Annotated in this window: 15 protein-coding genes; 6 read left to right on the forward strand and 9 right to left on the reverse strand. The window is 54.1% G+C overall.

What is annotated here, in order from left to right:
* Nucleotides 1-4: 4 nt before the first annotated feature.
* Together ahpF and ahpC are read right to left on the reverse strand one after the other, a co-directional pair.
* Nucleotides 5-1,561: an alkyl hydroperoxide reductase subunit F gene (gene ahpF, locus CXF87_RS19395; protein ID WP_101147839.1), complete on the reverse strand. Its 1,557-nt coding sequence runs from the start codon at nucleotides 1,559-1,561 to the stop codon at nucleotides 5-7.
* 196 nt (nucleotides 1,562-1,757) lie between these two features.
* Nucleotides 1,758-2,315, reverse strand: coding sequence for an alkyl hydroperoxide reductase subunit C (gene ahpC, locus CXF87_RS19400; RefSeq protein WP_431313221.1), 558 nt, complete (start codon nucleotides 2,313-2,315; stop codon nucleotides 1,758-1,760).
* Nucleotides 2,316-2,702: 387 nt separating this feature from the next.
* Here ahpC and CXF87_RS19405 point away from each other — a divergent pair, with 387 nt between their 5' ends.
* The 4 genes from CXF87_RS19405 (at nucleotide 2,703) to CXF87_RS19420 (ending at nucleotide 6,881) form a co-directional block, all read left to right on the forward strand.
* On the forward strand, nucleotides 2,703-3,806 hold the full coding sequence (locus CXF87_RS19405) for a polyamine ABC transporter substrate-binding protein (protein ID WP_101147840.1): 1,104 nt from the start codon (nucleotides 2,703-2,705) through the stop codon (nucleotides 3,804-3,806).
* A 102-nt stretch (nucleotides 3,807-3,908) separates the two neighbouring features.
* On the forward strand, nucleotides 3,909-5,090 hold the full coding sequence (locus tag CXF87_RS19410; RefSeq protein WP_101147841.1) for an ABC transporter ATP-binding protein: 1,182 nt from the start codon (nucleotides 3,909-3,911) through the stop codon (nucleotides 5,088-5,090).
* A gap of 52 nt (nucleotides 5,091-5,142) precedes the next feature.
* Entirely contained in the window at nucleotides 5,143-6,054 is a 912-nt protein-coding gene (locus tag CXF87_RS19415) for an ABC transporter permease subunit (RefSeq protein WP_101147842.1), read from the forward strand.
* Nucleotides 6,051-6,881: an ABC transporter permease subunit gene (locus CXF87_RS19420; protein ID WP_101147843.1), complete on the forward strand. Its 831-nt coding sequence runs from the start codon at nucleotides 6,051-6,053 to the stop codon at nucleotides 6,879-6,881. The genes CXF87_RS19415 and CXF87_RS19420 overlap by 4 nt, the downstream gene beginning before the upstream one ends.
* 6 nt (nucleotides 6,882-6,887) lie before the next feature.
* On the opposite strand, the gene CXF87_RS19425 is transcribed toward CXF87_RS19420, so the two are convergent.
* A complete protein-coding gene (locus tag CXF87_RS19425) occupies nucleotides 6,888-7,097 on the reverse strand; it encodes a CPXCG motif-containing cysteine-rich protein (protein ID WP_101147844.1) in 210 nt (69 codons plus the stop codon).
* A gap of 144 nt (nucleotides 7,098-7,241) precedes the next feature.
* Here CXF87_RS19425 and CXF87_RS19430 point away from each other — a divergent pair, with 144 nt between their 5' ends.
* Entirely contained in the window at nucleotides 7,242-7,670 is a 429-nt protein-coding gene (locus CXF87_RS19430) for a DUF3617 domain-containing protein (protein ID WP_101147845.1), read from the forward strand.
* An 83-nt stretch (nucleotides 7,671-7,753) separates the two neighbouring features.
* Here the strand turns inward: CXF87_RS19430 and CXF87_RS19435 are convergent, their stop codons facing one another.
* Together CXF87_RS19435 and CXF87_RS19440 are read right to left on the reverse strand one after the other, a co-directional pair.
* On the reverse strand, nucleotides 7,754-10,897 hold the full coding sequence (locus CXF87_RS19435; RefSeq protein ID WP_101147846.1) for an efflux RND transporter permease subunit: 3,144 nt from the start codon (nucleotides 10,895-10,897) through the stop codon (nucleotides 7,754-7,756).
* A complete protein-coding gene (locus CXF87_RS19440; protein WP_101147847.1) occupies nucleotides 10,897-11,979 on the reverse strand; it encodes an efflux RND transporter periplasmic adaptor subunit in 1,083 nt (360 codons plus the stop codon). Before CXF87_RS19440 ends, CXF87_RS19435 begins: the two co-directional genes overlap by 1 nt.
* A 145-nt stretch (nucleotides 11,980-12,124) precedes the next feature.
* On the opposite strand from CXF87_RS19440, the gene CXF87_RS19445 reads away from it, so the two are divergent.
* Nucleotides 12,125-13,309 carry an NAD(P)/FAD-dependent oxidoreductase gene (locus tag CXF87_RS19445; RefSeq protein WP_101147912.1) on the forward strand — a complete coding sequence of 395 codons (1,185 nt, stop codon included), beginning with the start codon at nucleotides 12,125-12,127 and terminating at the stop codon, nucleotides 13,307-13,309.
* 34 nt (nucleotides 13,310-13,343) lie between these two features.
* Here the strand turns inward: CXF87_RS19445 and CXF87_RS19450 are convergent, their stop codons facing one another.
* The 4 genes from CXF87_RS19450 to CXF87_RS19465 all read right to left on the reverse strand — a co-directional run bounded on the left by CXF87_RS19450 (nucleotide 13,344) and on the right by CXF87_RS19465 (nucleotide 15,475).
* On the reverse strand, nucleotides 13,344-13,655 hold the full coding sequence (locus CXF87_RS19450) for a YqjK family protein (protein ID WP_101147848.1): 312 nt from the start codon (nucleotides 13,653-13,655) through the stop codon (nucleotides 13,344-13,346).
* A complete protein-coding gene (locus CXF87_RS19455) occupies nucleotides 13,630-14,034 on the reverse strand; it encodes a phage holin family protein (protein ID WP_101147849.1) in 405 nt (134 codons plus the stop codon). The genes CXF87_RS19450 and CXF87_RS19455 overlap by 26 nt, the downstream gene beginning before the upstream one ends.
* Nucleotides 14,034-14,366, reverse strand: coding sequence for a DUF883 family protein (locus tag CXF87_RS19460; RefSeq protein WP_101147850.1), 333 nt, complete (start codon nucleotides 14,364-14,366; stop codon nucleotides 14,034-14,036). The genes CXF87_RS19455 and CXF87_RS19460 overlap by 1 nt, the downstream gene beginning before the upstream one ends.
* A gap of 77 nt (nucleotides 14,367-14,443) precedes the next feature.
* Nucleotides 14,444-15,475, reverse strand: coding sequence for a phospholipase A (locus tag CXF87_RS19465; protein ID WP_101147913.1), 1,032 nt, complete (start codon nucleotides 15,473-15,475; stop codon nucleotides 14,444-14,446).
* Nucleotides 15,476-15,498 lie beyond the last annotated feature (23 nt).

The following is a 15,498-nucleotide window of genomic DNA, read 5'->3' on the forward strand; positions in this document are numbered from 1 at the left end:
ACGGTCAGTTACGAATCAAGTAGTCGAAAGCGCCGAGCGATGCTTTCGCACCTTCGCCCATGGCGATAATGATCTGCTTGTAGGGAACGGTGGTCACATCGCCTGCGGCAAACACGCCGGGTACGGATGTCATGCCATGGGCATCGACAATGATTTCACCACGCGGCGTCATTTCGATCGGTGAGCCTTTTAACCACTCGGTGTTAGGTACCAAACCAATCTGAACAAAAATACCTTCTAACGTGATGGATTTGCTCTCATCCGTCGTACGGTCTTTATAGTTCAAGCCATTGACACGGCTGCCGTCACCGGTGACTTCGGTCGATTGTGCGTTGAGAATGATATCAACGTTAGGCAGGCTCTTGAGCTTCTTCTGAAGCACCGCATCAGCACGCATCTCGCCCATAAACTCTACCAGTGTGACGTGGCCGACAATGCCTGCCAAGTCAATCGCCGCTTCAACACCTGAGTTACCGCCACCAATGACCGCTACCCGCTTGCCTTTGAACAACGGACCGTCACAGTGGGGACAGTAGGCAACCCCTTTGTTGCGATACTGCTGCTCGCCGGGTACGTTCATCTCACGCCAGCGGGCGCCGGTCGCCAGTACTAGCGTCTTGCTCTTCAGCTTAGCGCCGGACTCAAACGATACTTCGTGTAGGCCGCCTTCTGTCTCGGCGGCTTTAAAGGAAGTAGCCAGCTGCAGGTTCATGACGTCAACTTCGTAATCTTTGACATGCTCTTCAAGCGCGCTGACCATTTTTGGGCCTTCGGTGTGTGACACCGAAATGAAGTTTTCAATGCCCATGGTGTCCGCCACCTGACCACCGAAGCGCTCAGCGGCAACACCGGTATTGATGCCTTTGCGCGCCGAGTAGATAGCCGCCGCAGCGCCTGCTGGGCCACCACCAATCACCAGCGTATCGAAAGCGGCTTTTTCGCTCAGCTTTTTGGCATCGCGTTCGGCGGCACCGGTGTCAACCTTGGCCAGAATCTGTTCAAGCGTCATGCGGCCCTGGTCGAACGGTTTACCGTTCAAATAGACGCTCGGTACCGACATGATTTCGCGAGACTCGACTTCATCCTGAAACAGCGCGCCGTCAATAGCGACGTGGCGAACGTTCGGGTTGAAGGTGGCCATTAAATTCAGTGCCTGAACCACGTCCGGACAGTTCTGGCACGACAGCGAGTAATAGGTCTCGAAAAGCATCTCGCCATCTAATGCTCGAACCTGATCGAGCAATTCGTCAGACGTCTTAGGCGGATGACCGCCAACGTGCAGCAGGGCAAGCACTAACGAGGTGAACTCGTGGCCCATAGGAATACCGGCAAATACCACGCCAGTCTCTTCACCGGGGCGGTTGATCGCAAACGATGGCGTACGTGCATCCTCACCATCGCTGTGCAGGGTAATCTTGTCGCTCAGGCTGCTGATATCTTCCAACAGACCAAGCAGTTCTTGTGACTTGGCACCGTCATCGAGGGACGCAACGATCTCGAACGGCTGAGTCACTTTTTCCAGATACGCTTTTAACTGGGATTTTAAATTGGCGTCCAGCATGACAGTAGCTTCCTCGCAGGTAACAGACGTATTGAACACACGTGTGTGACGGTGCTAACAATTAATACTTTAAAAAACTGTTTTAACAACAGGTTTAATAACAGTTTTAAAACAGAACGCCCGGGCGAACCCGGGCGTTGAACATGCACGCACTTGCGCAGCAAAAAAGAGCAAGGGCGCGAAAACCGCGAGCGGTTTAGATTTTGCCTACCAAGTCCAGAGAAGGAGCGAGAGTCTCTTCGCCTTCTTTCCACTTGGCTGGGCACACTTCGTTCGGGTTGGCACGAACGTATTGAGCGGCTTTCACTTTGCGCAGCAGTTCTTCGGCATTACGACCGATGTTGCCTGCGTTAATTTCGACGATCTGGATTTTGCCGTCGGGGTCGACAACAAAGGTGCCGCGCTCGGCAAGACCAGCTTCTTCGATCAAGACTTCAAAGTTACGTGAAATGCGCAGCGTCGGATCCGCAATCATCGGGTACTGAAGTTTGCCGATGGTGTCAGAGCTGTCGTGCCATGCCTTGTGAGTAAAGTGGGTATCGGTTGAAACGCTGTAGATTTCAACGCCTAGTTTTTTGAATTCAGCATAGTTGTCGGCTAAGTCGCCAAGCTCAGTCGGGCAAACAAAGGTGAAGTCAGCGGGATAGAAGAAAAAGATGGACCACTGACCCTGCATGTCGGCTTCAGTAACATCAACAAATTCGCCATTCAAATAGGCAGTTGCTTTAAACGGCTTAACTTCAGTGTTGATCAATGACATTCAGATAATCTCCAGGATTGGTGAATGAATAATGTGAAATTGTTGATAATACTAATGGCTAACGACTAATGGCTAAAATTAAGAATAGCCATGCCATCAATAGATTTTCCCTATTGACCAAGCCATTGTCGTTGCACTAGCTGTTTAATGGGGTCGATGAAGCAAAATACAAGAATTTTTCACATTGGCTTGCGGTAGGCGTCACTGCACCGCAAAATTCGCACGGTCAGCGTTATGACCTACGCTATTGTTAGCCGTGGGCCCGCTGGCACAAACAGCCGTAGCCAAGCGTTATTAACAGTGAGAGCTAAAAACGAGTGGCTCAAAAACATCGCTAATAGAGCTTAGACAAATAGAGCTTTGACATTAGGAGCAGTGATAATGGGGAACATCCACAAACTTTCCGCGGCCGTTGCGGCCATTTCGTTTGCCGCAGCGGCTAGCGCTGCCCACGCCGACGAGGTGCGGGTGTTTAACTGGTCAGATTACATTGCCCCGGAAACGCTGGAAAAATTCACCGAGCGTACCGGCATTGAAGTGACCTACGACGTTTACGACAGCAATGAAATTTTGGATGCCGCGCTGCTCGCTGGGCGCTCCGGCTACGATGTGGTGGTACCCTCTACCCACTATTTTACTCGTCAATTAAGCGCCGGTGTTTACCAGCCGCTTAACCATGAGCTACTGCCCAATTTAGACAATCTCAACTCCGACCTGATGGCCAACTTGGAAGCTATTGATGCGGGTAGCGAATACTCGGTTCCTTATATGTGGGGCACTAACGGTGTTGGCTATAACGTTGAGCGTGTAAAGGAAATCCTCGGTGACGACGCCCCCTTGGACAGTTGGGCGCTGCTGTTTGATCCTGAAATAACCGCTGCGTTGAGCGAGGCAGGTTGCGGCTTGTCGATGCTGGATTCAGGTGATGAAATGCTCTCGCCCGCCATGGCGTATTTGGGCTTGGACCCGCTTAGTGAAAGTATTGATGACCTGGAAGCTGGCGGCGAGCTGATTGCCGACGTTCGCGACGATATGACCTATTTCCACTCGTCACGCTATGTGTCTGATCTGGCGAATGGCGATATTTGCGTCGCCGCAGGTTACTCCGGTGATATTTTCCAAGCTGCGGCGCGTGCTGAAGAGGCTGGTCGTGATTTCAGTATTGGTTACAGCATTCCCAAAGAAGGTGCTGCCCTTTGGTTCGATATGATGGCGGTACCCGCCGATGCGCCGAACACTGAAAACGCCCATGCGTTTATCAACTTTATTCTTGATCCGGAAATCGCCGCTGAAATTACCGAGTATGTGCGGTATGCCAACCCCAACGCGGCGGCCAATGAATATCTCTCTGATGAGATTATCAATGACCCGGCTATTTACCCGGAAACTGAGGTCATGCAAAACCTGTACGTAGCGATTGAAAAGCCTCAAGATGTGCAGCGCGCACGTACACGGATCTGGAATCGTGTGAAGTCTGGTCGTTAAAACCGACATTTATCCGACGGCGAGCCAGAGGCATTTCCTCACCGGCTCGCTGTTCGTCTTTATTAATGCCCGGGTTGCCGGGCCTTTTGATGGGAGTGGCGAATGGTCACTACGCCCCTGTCGAACGAGCCTTCATCTGCTGCGCCAAGCACTCCTTCCGCATTACGTCCTCAGGGTAAAACCCCACGGTTTGCCGAGGACGTCGTGCTGGAAGTCAAGCGCTTAAGCAAACGATTTGATGATGCGCTGGCGGTGGATGATGTCAATCTGCAGGTTAAGCGCGGCGAAATATTCGCGTTATTAGGTGGTTCCGGATCGGGAAAATCAACTTTGCTGCGGATGCTGGCAGGGTTTGAGACACCAACAGAAGGGCGCATTTTGCTAGACGGTGTCAATATCACCGCAATGCCACCTCACAAGCGGCCCATCAATATGATGTTCCAGTCTTATGCGTTATTTCCGCATATGACGGTTGCCCAGAATATTGCCTTTGGTTTAAAGCAGGACAAACTGCCCAAAGCGGATATCGACGCCCGTGTTGCGCAAATGCTCAAGCTGGTGCACATGGAGCGCTTCGCCAAGCGCAAGCCGCATCAACTTTCCGGCGGGCAACGTCAGCGGGTGGCACTGGCGCGCTCGTTGGCCAAGCGACCCAAACTGCTGCTACTGGACGAGCCCATGGGGGCGCTGGATAAAAAACTACGCACTGAAATGCAGCTGGAAGTGGTCGAGATCATCGAACAGGTAGGCGTTACCTGCATCATGGTGACGCACGACCAGGAAGAAGCCATGACCATGGCTGACCGCGTGGCGATCATGGCCGATGGCTGGATCGAGCAGGTAGGTTCGCCGGTAGATATTTATGAAAGCCCGGTAAGCCGCATGGTGGCAGAGTTCGTCGGTACGGTGAATCTGTTTGAAGGGGAAATTATCGAGGATGCTGCCGACCACTGCCGCATCGTCGCCCCTGCGCTGGAGCGTCCCATCTATATTGATCATGGGATAACCACCCAAGCGATGGATCGCCGAGTGTGGGTCGCACTACGCCCCGAGAAAATCTGGTTAACCCGTGAAAAGCCCACCACGGAATATAACTGGGCGGAAGGCAAGGTGGATGATATTGCCTACCTGGGGGGCTTCTCGCTCTACTACGTGCGCACGCCGTCGGGCCAGATGATCAAGGTCAGCATGGCCAATACGGAACGCCGCGGTGATCGTCCAACCTGGGAAGACAGCGTCTATGTTCACTGGGAAGATCACAGCACTATTGTTCTGAATCGCTAGGGTCTTGAACCGCTAGCGTGGTGCCTTTCCTACTGCGAGGAGCCTGCCTTCAATGAAGCCATCTCGTTCTTCAGCACTGCTCAAACGCTTGAAACTGGGGCGGCGGGCAGTAATTGCGTTTCCGCTCGTCTGGTTAACGCTGTTTTTCTTGCTGCCTTTTGCACTGGTACTCAAAATCAGCCTGTCCGAGGCGGCGATTGCGATTCCGCCTTACGGGCCACTGCTTGAGTATGCCGACCAGACGCTGCATGTCTTTTTAAACCTGGGCAACTATCTCTTTCTCCTTTCAGATTCGCTTTATATTGCCGCCTATTGGGGCTCAGTCAAAACTGCGTTCATAGCGACGGTGGCTTGTCTGCTGATCGGCTACCCAATGGCGTATGCCATGGCGCGGGCACCGGCTCGCTGGCAGCTGCTGTTACTGCTGCTGGTCATGCTGCCTTCGTGGACGTCGTTTCTGATTCGTGTCTACGCCTGGATGGGTATTTTAAGCAATAGCGGGTTGATCAATAACCTGCTGATAGGGATAGGTCTGATCGATTCTCCACTACGCATGATGAATACCCAGTTTGCGGTCACGATTGGTATCGTTTACGCCTACTTGCCGTTTATGGTGTTGCCGCTGTATGCCCACCTAACCCGGATGGATAATTCGTTATTGGAAGCCGCTGCTGACCTGGGTTCGCGCAAGATCAATACCTTTGTCAAAGTTACTTTGCCGCTCTCTATGGGGGGGATTGTCGCCGGTTCGATGCTAGTGTTTATCCCGGCGGTAGGCGAGTTCGTGATTCCCGAGTTGCTTGGCGGCCCGGACACATTAATGATCGGTAAGGTGTTGTGGGAGGAGTTTTTCCTAAACCGCGACTGGCCCGTGGCGTCGGCGCTGGCCATGGTGATGCTGCTGCTCTTACTAGTGCCGATTGTCTGGTTCCATCGCTATCAGTCCAAGGAGCTAGCGTCATGAGCAGCCTGCGACGGATCAACTTCTCAACGGTCATGCTGGTGCTTGGACTGCTGTTTCTTTACCTACCGATGTTTGTGCTGGTGGTGTATTCGTTTAACGCCTCAAAACTGGTCACCGTGTGGGCTGGGTTTTCTACCCAATGGTACGGTGAACTATTTCGTGACGAGCAGATTCTATCGGCGGTGTGGACGAGCCTGAGGATTGCATTTTTCGCTGCCAGCATGGCGGTTTGCTTAGGCACCGTAGCGGCCTTTGTGATGACGCGCTACGGCCATTTCCGGGGTAAAACGGCACTCTCCAGCATGGTGACGGCGCCATTGGTCATGCCCGAGGTGATTACCGGTCTGTCGCTGCTGTTGTTGTTTGTGCAAATGGCGCAGATTACCGGGTGGCCTGCTGACCGTGGCATGGCGACGATCTGGATTGCCCACACCACGTTTTGCAGTGCCTATGTCGCGGTCGTGGTGGCAGCGCGTCTGCGCGAAGTGGATCACTCCATTGAAGAGGCGGCCATGGACTTGGGCTCGCCGCCGGTGAAAACCTTCTTTTCCATTACGCTGCCGATTATCACTCCAGCGCTGGCAGCCGGTTGGCTGCTGGCGTTTACGCTCTCACTCGATGACTTAGTGATTGCCAGCTTTGTCTCGGGCCCAGGAGCGAATACGCTGCCGATGGTGGTGTTTTCATCGGTGCGTATGGGCGTATCACCAAAGATTAATGCGCTTGCCACGCTGATTATACTGATCGTATCCCTGGCAACATTTTTGGCTTGGTTTGTTATGCGCCGCAACGAAACCAAGCGAAAGGCTGCCCTGCAAGACGTTTAATGCAAACTATAGAACGTCGTCGTCGCGACCGGCCACTACGCTATCGAGTTCGCCGGTCATCGGCGAAACGACAACTTGTAACTGGATAGGCGCGCAGCACTGGTGGCAATCTTCCCACGTGTCATGGCTGCTTTGTGACGTATCAATGAGAAAGGTCAGCGGTGAATCGCAGTAAGGGCAGTGGAAGTCATAATTGACCAGGGCGTCGTCATGCATCGTTGGCTTCCTTTTAGATGGAGTGCGCTTAATCAAGCATTTCTAAGGAAGTGAGTGTAGCAGTGTGTCCCTCAGGTAGGGCATCGTAGGATTGAATCAGGTAGGATATTCGCTGGTTCCTAAAGCAACGCAGTGAGAGTAGCGATGATGTTACGTAACATGGCAGTAGCGGCCCTAGTGGCCTTTCCGATGGTCGCGTTGGCTGAAACCCCCAATGTGAAAGCTGGCGAGTGGGAATTTGTCAGCAAAACCAGCGTCAGCGGCGAAATGGAAATTCCAGATCAAACGGAAACCGAGCGCCAGTGTATTACTCAGGAAGAACTTGAGGGGGCTGAATTCGGCTTCATCGAGGAAGAAGAGGGCTGTGAACTGCTCGATCAAGAATTGAACGCAGACGGCCTTAGCTACAGCATGGTATGCCGTGCTGAAGGCGGCGAAGCGACCATCGATGGCGAAATGCGGTTTATGGGCGAACGTATTGAAGGCAGTGTCGATATCCTGACTCAGTCGCCTATGGGCGAGCTGAGCATGAACACGGTCATTGAAGGCGAGTACCTCGGCGAGTGTGAGTAACCGCCAGCAGCAACGCTAGTTCAAAGCAAGGGCTTCCCGGTTAACCGGGAAGCCCTTTTCATTGGTAGTTACTGCATAGGTACTTATTGCCTGTCTGCAGCGCCTTCATGGGAAGGGGCGTTGGCGATTTCCTCTTCGAGCTGTCGCTTCACTGCGCCTGGCGATCCCGTATGGCGTGCCAGCAGGTCGTAAGCCACGGGCACGACAAACAGTGTAAACAGCGTGGCTGAACCGACCCCCGCCATAATCACGGTACCGATGACCAAGCGCGACTCGGCCCCCGGTCCTGTCGAGATAATCAATGGAATGGCGCCGGCCATGGTGGTGACGGCGGTCATTAAGATAGGTCTCAAGCGTGTCACAGCGGCTTCAATCAATGCGGCTCGAAACGCTTTTCCCTCGTCACGCAATTGATTGGCAAACTCGACAATCAGAATGCCGTTTTTAGCGGCTAAGCCTATCAGTAGCACTAGGCCTACTTGACTGTAGATGTTCAGCGACTGCCCGCTGAGCAGCAGGGCAAGCAGGGCGCCGCTCATTGCCAGTGGCACCGTGAGCATGATGACAAAGGGATGGATTAGGCTCTCAAACTGGGCAGCGAGTACCAAGAACACCACCAGTGCGCCCATTATCAACAGGAAGGCGGTGGCGCCACTCGCCTGCTGGAAGTCGCGCGATGCGCCTGCCACATTGGTTTGTGCCTCTTCTGGCAGCAACTCAGTAGCACGCTCCTCTAGGTACGCCAACGCTTCGCCGAGTGGGTAACCATCTGCCAGATTGGCCTCAATGGTAATCGCGCGTATGCGGTCAAAGCGATTCAAGGTGCTGGCGCCAGCAAAGTCGGAAAGCGTGACAAGGCTGGCCAGAGGAATCAGCTCACCGGAGCGCGCCGAGCGAACCTGAATGTTATCCAGCGCCCTGGGGCTGTTCTGGCTGCCGCGGTCGCCTTCCAGGATGACATCGTACTCCTCACCCTCATCCACATAGCGGGTGACATTGCGACCGCCCAACAACACTTCCAGCGTTCTGCCGATCTCCGAGACAGTCACCCCTAACGAGGCAGCACGCTCGTAGTCGATCTCCACCCGCAGTTGCGGTTGGGTCTCGTTGTAGTTGCTTTCCAGGGCTGTTAAGCGCGGATTGTTTTCACGCACATGGTCGATCAACATATCCCGCCAGCGGGCAAGTTCCTCATACGTGCCGCCACCCAGTACAAACTGGACCGGTTTTTCGGTGCGTTGCCCAAAGCCCTGGCGCATGACGGGGAACGCTTGTACGCCGGGTAGGGTGCTCAGTGTCTGGCGTACGTCGGCCATGATTTCCCAGGCGCTACGGCGACTGCCCCAGTCGGCCATATTGACGATAATAAAGCCGCTGTTGAAATTCTCGATATTGCCGTAGCCACGTGGCGCACGAACCACCACACGCTCCAGCTCGCCGCTCTCGATCAGCGGTGTCATACGCGCTTCGATTTCATCCATATAATCCATCATGTAATCGAAGGTAGCGCCTTCAGGGCCATTCACTAATACGATAAAGTTGCCGCGGTCCTCCTGTGGGGTGTATTCATTCGGCAACGCTGTCGCCAACCAGGCCGTAGCCGCAATCAACAGCACAAACATGGCGACGACCAGCCAGCGCATCTTGAGCATCCACTCCAGTGAGGCCTGATAGCGGCGCTGGGTGGCATTAAGCAGCCACTGTACGGCTTTACCAATGCGGCTATCGTGCATGCCTGGCTTAAGAATTTTAGACGCCATCATCGGCGTAAGCGTCAACGCGAGTAGGGTAGAAATCACCACCGCGGCGGCCATGGTCAGCGCGAATTCGGAAAAGAGCCGGCCAATATCCCCCTGCAGCATACTCAGGGGCACAAAAACCGCCACCAATACCAGCGTGGTGGCGATGACTGCAAAGGCGATCTGCCGGGTACCGCGAAAGGCGGCGACCAGCGGTGTTTCACCGTAGTCGTGCATACGCCGGTTGATGTTCTCAAGCACTACGATGGCGTCATCCACAATCAGGCCAATGGCAAGCACCAGGGCCAGCAGGGTTAACAGGTTGATGGAAAAATTCATCGCGGCAAGGGCGGTAAACGCGCCAATAACGGCAATGGGAACCGTCACGGCGGGTACCAGCGTGGTGCGCAAATTGCCCAGGAACAGGAAAATCACCACCACCACCAAGCCCATGGCGATAAACAGCGTCATGACGACCTGATCAATCGCGCCGGAGACGAACAGTGAGGCGTCGTAGTTCAAGCTAAGCGTCATTCCCTCCGGCAGCGTGCCCTGCAGCCTTTCAAGCTCTACCTGTACCGCCTCGGAAAGCTCGATGACATTGGCTGTGGACTGCATGATCATGCCAAGCCCGACCATGGGCACACCGTTGGAGCGGAAGACAGAGCGATCTTCTACCGCACCGACTTCCACTCGGGCTACGTCGGCAAGGCGCACCAGGTAGCCGTTTTCGCTCTGGTTTTGAGGAGAGTTGATCGCAAGGCGCTGAAAGTCGTCAGCGCTGGCAAAGCTGCGGGGAAGGCGAACGATAAACTGGCGATCGACAGATTCAATCGAGCCTGCCGGGAGCTCTACGTTTTCGGCCCGCAGGGCATCCTCGATATTGCCGACGGTAAGCCCTCGGGCAGCCAGTGCATTGCGATCCAGCCAAACCCGCATCGCGTAGTCGCTGCCGCCGCCAACGCGTACCCGTGCCACGCCTGGTTGCACGGAAAGGCTGTCGACCAGAAAGCGGTTAGCGTAATCGGTGAGTTCGGTAATGGAGTAGTCTTCACCGGAAAGGCTGAGCCACACCACTATCTCCTCACTGCTGTCAGCCTTGGTGACCTCGGGGTTGTCAGCATCGTCGGGCAGGTTGCGCAGGGCGCCGGAAATTCGGTCACGAATATCATTGGCGGCGGCATTGATATCCATATCGATGCCGAATTCGATTTCAATCTGGGAACGGCCATCTTCGCTTTGCGAAGTAATCAGCTCGATGCCTTCCACCCCGGCTATGCGATCCTCAAGCACCTGGGTGATGCGCGTTTCGACCACGCTGGCCGAGGCGCCTGGGTAGCGGGTGTCGATAGTGACCACCGGCGGGTCAATGGTGGGGTACTCCTGCAATGGCAGGCGATTGAGCGCCAAAAGACCAAACGCGATAATCAGCGCCGCGATCACCATCGCGAGCACAGGGCGCTGAACGGAGATATCCGAAAGGCGCATCAGCGGTCAGCCTCTAGCAACGCTCGAATACCGGTCTCGTCATCGACAATCCCGATCAGCCTGGCTTCTTGTCCATCCCGGGCCAGTTGCAGGCCGTGAACGACAATTAACTCATCGGCAGACAACCCCTCTAGAATTTCTACCTCGCCATTGCGTCGTTCACCAATCGCCACTTCGCGGCGTGCCAAGCGAGTCGTGCCGTCACTTTGTTCGATAAGCATCACAAAATGACGGTCTCCACTGGGTTCGATAGCGGCTTCAGGGATCACAATAGTGTCGCGCACGTGTTGCTGAACGATGACTTCCATCAGCATGCCAGGGCGCAACCGGCCGTCAGAGTTGTCGAGTTCGGCGCGGACATCAATACTGCGCGTCACCGGGTCGACCCGAGTGCCGATGGTGGCAATTTCACCGCTGAAAATATCGTCTGGGAAGGCAGCGGTAGTGGCATTTAGTATTAATCCTGGTGCAAGGCGGCCTAGAAACACCTCGGGTACGCTGAAGTCCAGTTTCATAACTTCTAGTTTATCCAACGTCACCAGATCCATTCCTGGGGTGACCAGCGCACCGACGCTGATATTACGAAACCCAACGCGGCCACTGAAGGGAGCTTCTATTTGGTAGTTGGCTAGTTGGGCCTCAATGGCTTGAATGTCGGCTTCTGCCTGACGCAGGCGGGACTGGCTATCTTCTACGTCGGCTCTGGCCGCCAGATTACGGTCTTGCAACTGCGTGGCACGGTTCGAGGCATTGCGTCGCTCTTCGCGTAGCGCTTGCGAGGCCCTTAGTTGCGCCTGCTCTTCGGCATCTTCTAGTCGGATAAGCAGTTGTCCCTCGTCAACCTGTTCACCGTCCTGGAAATTGATCTCGGAGACAATTTCCGTGACGGTGGTGGAAAGCGTGACGCTTTCATCGGCACTCAGCGTCCCCAGCGCTTCAAGGGGGTCAGACCAGGTGGTCATTTCTGCCCGTGTCCCGATGACAGACGGTGCCGATTGGGCAAACGCCACCTGCGCTAACAGCAGGGCAAAAGGAACAAGCGTGAGTCTTAGAAGCAGTCGTCGTCGAACTGGTAAAGACATAGTGATCTCAGTGTTGTAAATAGTTATACGTTTATTATGCAGAGTATTTTTTTAATATAAAAATTTATCAAGCATGCCCCTGGTAGAATGCCTGTTTTTTGCACTCGGAGCCGCCCTGAATGTCGTCAAATTTGAACTGCCCATTATGATCTATGATGTCGTTGTTATTGGCGCTGGCGCCGCAGGGTTAATGTGCGCAGCGCAAGCGGGCTATGCCGGTAAACGGGTCTTAGTGCTTGATCATGCTAACAAAGCGGGCAAGAAGGTTCTGATGTCCGGCGGCGGCCGCTGCAACTTTACCAATCTAGGCACGACGCCACAGCATTTTTACTCTTCAAATCCTTACTTTTGTATCTCAGCGCTCAAGCGCTACCGCCCAGAACACTTTGTCGAGCTCGTTGAGCGCCATGGCGTTGAGCATGTTGAGAAAACACCGGGGCAGCTGTTCTGCGCAACCTCCGCCAAGGAAATTGTTCGCACCCTACTCACCGAGTGCGAGTGGGCCGGGGCTGAAATAAAACTCAGTACTCAGATTACCCGTGTGGAACAGCAGGGCAATGCCATGCGGCTGTCGACGTCGATCGGTAAAATTGATGCGGGTGTGGTGGTAGTGGCCAGCGGGGGGCTTTCTATTCCGAGTATGGGAGCGACGGGATTTGGTTACGACATAGCGCGTCAATTTGGCTTGGAAGTGTTCGATACTCGGCCGGGGTTGGTGCCGTTCACCCTTAGCGATACCTGGAAAGCGCGTGCAGCATCACTTTCTGGTGTCAGCGTACCAGTGGTCGCCAGTGCTGGCAGCCGTCGCTTTGTTGATCCTATGCTGTTTACCCACCGCGGCCTGTCTGGGCCCGCGATGCTGCAGGTATCCAGCGTTTGGCAGCCAGGGGAGAGCCTTACCGTTGATCTGTTGCCCGGTGAAGATGTGGCGGAATCGCTGCGTGAGGCGCGTCAAGCAACGCCCAAGCGTCAACTTTCTACGTGGCTGACGGAACGCTTTCCGAAGCGCTTGGCGCAAGCATTGCTTGAGTGGTATCCCGATCATGATCCTGCGCGGCCGCTCGCTCAATATGCCAATCAGGCCTTGGACGAATGGGCTGGCAGGCTTAATGCTTGGCAACTGAAACCGGCAGGTACTGAAGGGTGGCGCACTGCTGAAGTGACCATGGGGGGAGTCAATACCGACGCGCTATCATCCAAAACCTTTGAAGTGAAAGGCTTGCCACAGCTGCGGTTTATCGGTGAAGTAGTGGATGTTACAGGCGAGCTCGGTGGGTATAACTTTCAGTGGGCATGGGCGAGTGGCGTAGCCTGTGGTCAGTCTTGCTAGGCAACGCCGCTCGCTCAGGGTATTAGCAACAGGCTTAAGTAGCCACTTTGGCTAATAACTTAAGCTTCTTGAGTAGCATATAGCCCGCAAGCACTTTTCTACCTGCCGCCATTGCTCCACCTGGGTGGCGCATTAGTTTGAATGCGGCAAAACCACCGACGGCGTAAAGCGGCAGCTTGAAACTTTGCCAGTTTTTATCCAGGGGCGAGGCGGCTTGCTGCAGGTATTCGCTATCGACCAGAATATCCACACGCTGCTGCTCCAATTCCGCCAGCAGCAGGGCTTTACGTTCAGCGCGGCTTAGTGGCTTTGTTGGCGGGTTAGCGGTGTCTGCGGATGGTTTCATCACTTGGCTCCTCAAGCAGTGCTCGATCTGCGGCAAGCTGTTTGAGTGTTTCTTTCAAAAGAGAGTGGCGCTTCGACTGGCGAACAGCGATCCACGCTAGTAACAAACTGGCGCCTATCAATACCCCAGCGCTTATCACGATGGCGGTTAAGCGATAGCTATCCCAGAACAGAACCACTACCAGCGCTGTCAGTGTGGCAATACCCAGCAACAGCAGCAGTAAGCTCGCACCTGCAAGAAGGAGTAAAACCAGTAGCCGCGCACGCTCTTCTTCTAACTCAAACACCGCCAAACGCAGGCGAGTTTCGCTATTAGCGATCAGCGATTTTAGTAAGCGTTTGGCAGCAGAGAAGACGCGTTGGGTTGGACCCAAAGCCATTAGCGACGACCGAGCAGCATACCCACAACCATACCCACTGCCGCACCAATGCCAATACTCGTCCAGGGGTTCTCATGAACATAGCGGTCGCAGGCATCTGCTTGCTGTGTCAGTGAGTCGCGCGTGTCGTCATAGAGGCGTTCGCCGCGAGCTTCAAGGCGCGCACGGGTATCTTTTAATCGACGCTCGGCGCGTGTACGTAGATCGTTCATCTCTCCGCTGGCATCTTTAGCGGTCGCGTTGACGAGTTCTTCAACGGTTTCGCTCAAATGGCGCAGATCATCTTTAAGTTGATCGGCTTGCGTAGAGTAAGTTTGCTGACGTTTGGCCATGAAGTCTTCCTTTGACGAATGAATGAGAGGGCTGCTACAAGCATAGCAGCCACCTGACAACAGACAAGCAGTTACACCTATCGGTTCAGCCCTGTGGCACTAAATAAGGGATTTAAACTGAACCCCAAGCTTAAGCGATGCACACGATGATCGTAATCAATCATGCTTTCGCCGTAGCCATAGTAATACTGTACATGTGCTCGCAAGCTGTTGAAAGCAGGCCAGCTGTAATCTATCTGTGTGCCTATATTGCCAGCGCTTGGGTTGCCACGCAGCTGTCCACTCACTTCATGGTTGTTATTAAGGCGCTTGGCGAGGCGAATATCGCCGTACCCCATGTAGCGTTCGATATCTGGGTTGTCGTCATCCTTTGTGGATTCCGGTATCCGCCAATGGGGTGCCAGGGTAAAAGCCCAGTCACCGCGCTGGAAAGTACTTTCAAGATAAACCCGGTTCCAGCTACGGGAGAGAGGATCTGAGCGTCCATTAGACTGGTGATTGAGGGAAACTCGGTTGCGGGTATTCACCCAGCCCAGCGCCCCCCAGGCATTGTCAAAGTCGATAAACACTTCCGGCTCGTAGTTGGTTTCCCGGAAAGGCGATGAGGCGTCAGTATTATAAGCCTGCCACCAACTGCGCTGGGTGTAGCCGAAGTAAACATCGCCATAGTTGCCCAATACCTGCTCGGCCAGATTAACCTTGGCACTAAACTGGAATTTCAACTCAACGTTATCAATCGGGGTATCACCAGAAATATTTCGGAAGCTTTCACGGTTTTGATTGGCGTTATAGCTAACTGGAAAAAGGTAGTTGGTGCGGTGGGTAGTGATGGAAAACGGGTTGCGGGTTGATGCCTGTTCAAGCTCACGGCGCTCGCTTAAATCTTTCCGTGCAGCTTCTTCAGGCAACTGTTCAAACGGCATGCCCTGCGCGGCATCTTCGGGGCTCTCAATCTGCTGCAACTGTTGATGCAGGTCATACAGCTCGGCGTTGAGGGCACGGATACGCTCCTCAATCTCTTGTTGAGACTCAGCGACGGCACTCGCACTAAAAGTAGCAAGACTCAGCAGGACAATAAGTTTCGTTAACGGCAGTTTTCGGGTGACCATCAAGGTGACTCGCAAAATAAAGG

It is taken from the genome of Halomonas sp. MES3-P3E, assembly GCF_002836035.1.
GTDB lineage: Bacteria > Pseudomonadota > Gammaproteobacteria > Pseudomonadales > Halomonadaceae > Vreelandella > Vreelandella arctica.

Excerpts from the sequence above, each read along its gene's own strand:
- CXF87_RS19465 (WP_101147913.1), bottom strand. The coding sequence starts at position 15,475 with ATGGTCACCCGAAAACTGCCGTTAACGAAACTTATTGTCCTGCTGAGT.
- CXF87_RS19445 (WP_101147912.1), top strand. The coding sequence starts at position 12,125 with ATGATCTATGATGTCGTTGTTATTGGCGCTGGCGCCGCAGGGTTAATG.
- ahpF (WP_101147839.1), bottom strand. The coding sequence starts at position 1,561 with ATGCTGGACGCCAATTTAAAATCCCAGTTAAAAGCGTATCTGGAAAAA.
- CXF87_RS19435 (WP_101147846.1), bottom strand. The coding sequence starts at position 10,897 with ATGCGCCTTTCGGATATCTCCGTTCAGCGCCCTGTGCTCGCGATGGTG.
- CXF87_RS19405 (WP_101147840.1), top strand. The coding sequence starts at position 2,703 with ATGGGGAACATCCACAAACTTTCCGCGGCCGTTGCGGCCATTTCGTTT.
- CXF87_RS19415 (WP_101147842.1), top strand. The coding sequence starts at position 5,143 with ATGAAGCCATCTCGTTCTTCAGCACTGCTCAAACGCTTGAAACTGGGG.
- CXF87_RS19410 (WP_101147841.1), top strand. The coding sequence starts at position 3,909 with ATGGTCACTACGCCCCTGTCGAACGAGCCTTCATCTGCTGCGCCAAGC.
- CXF87_RS19450 (WP_101147848.1), bottom strand. The coding sequence starts at position 13,655 with ATGAAACCATCCGCAGACACCGCTAACCCGCCAACAAAGCCACTAAGC.
- CXF87_RS19430 (WP_101147845.1), top strand. The coding sequence starts at position 7,242 with ATGATGTTACGTAACATGGCAGTAGCGGCCCTAGTGGCCTTTCCGATG.
- CXF87_RS19455 (WP_101147849.1), bottom strand. The coding sequence starts at position 14,034 with ATGGCTTTGGGTCCAACCCAACGCGTCTTCTCTGCTGCCAAACGCTTA.
- CXF87_RS19440 (WP_101147847.1), bottom strand. The coding sequence starts at position 11,979 with ATGTCTTTACCAGTTCGACGACGACTGCTTCTAAGACTCACGCTTGTT.
- CXF87_RS19425 (WP_101147844.1), bottom strand. The coding sequence starts at position 7,097 with ATGCATGACGACGCCCTGGTCAATTATGACTTCCACTGCCCTTACTGC.
- CXF87_RS19460 (WP_101147850.1), bottom strand. The coding sequence starts at position 14,366 with ATGGCCAAACGTCAGCAAACTTACTCTACGCAAGCCGATCAACTTAAA.
- CXF87_RS19420 (WP_101147843.1), top strand. The coding sequence starts at position 6,051 with ATGAGCAGCCTGCGACGGATCAACTTCTCAACGGTCATGCTGGTGCTT.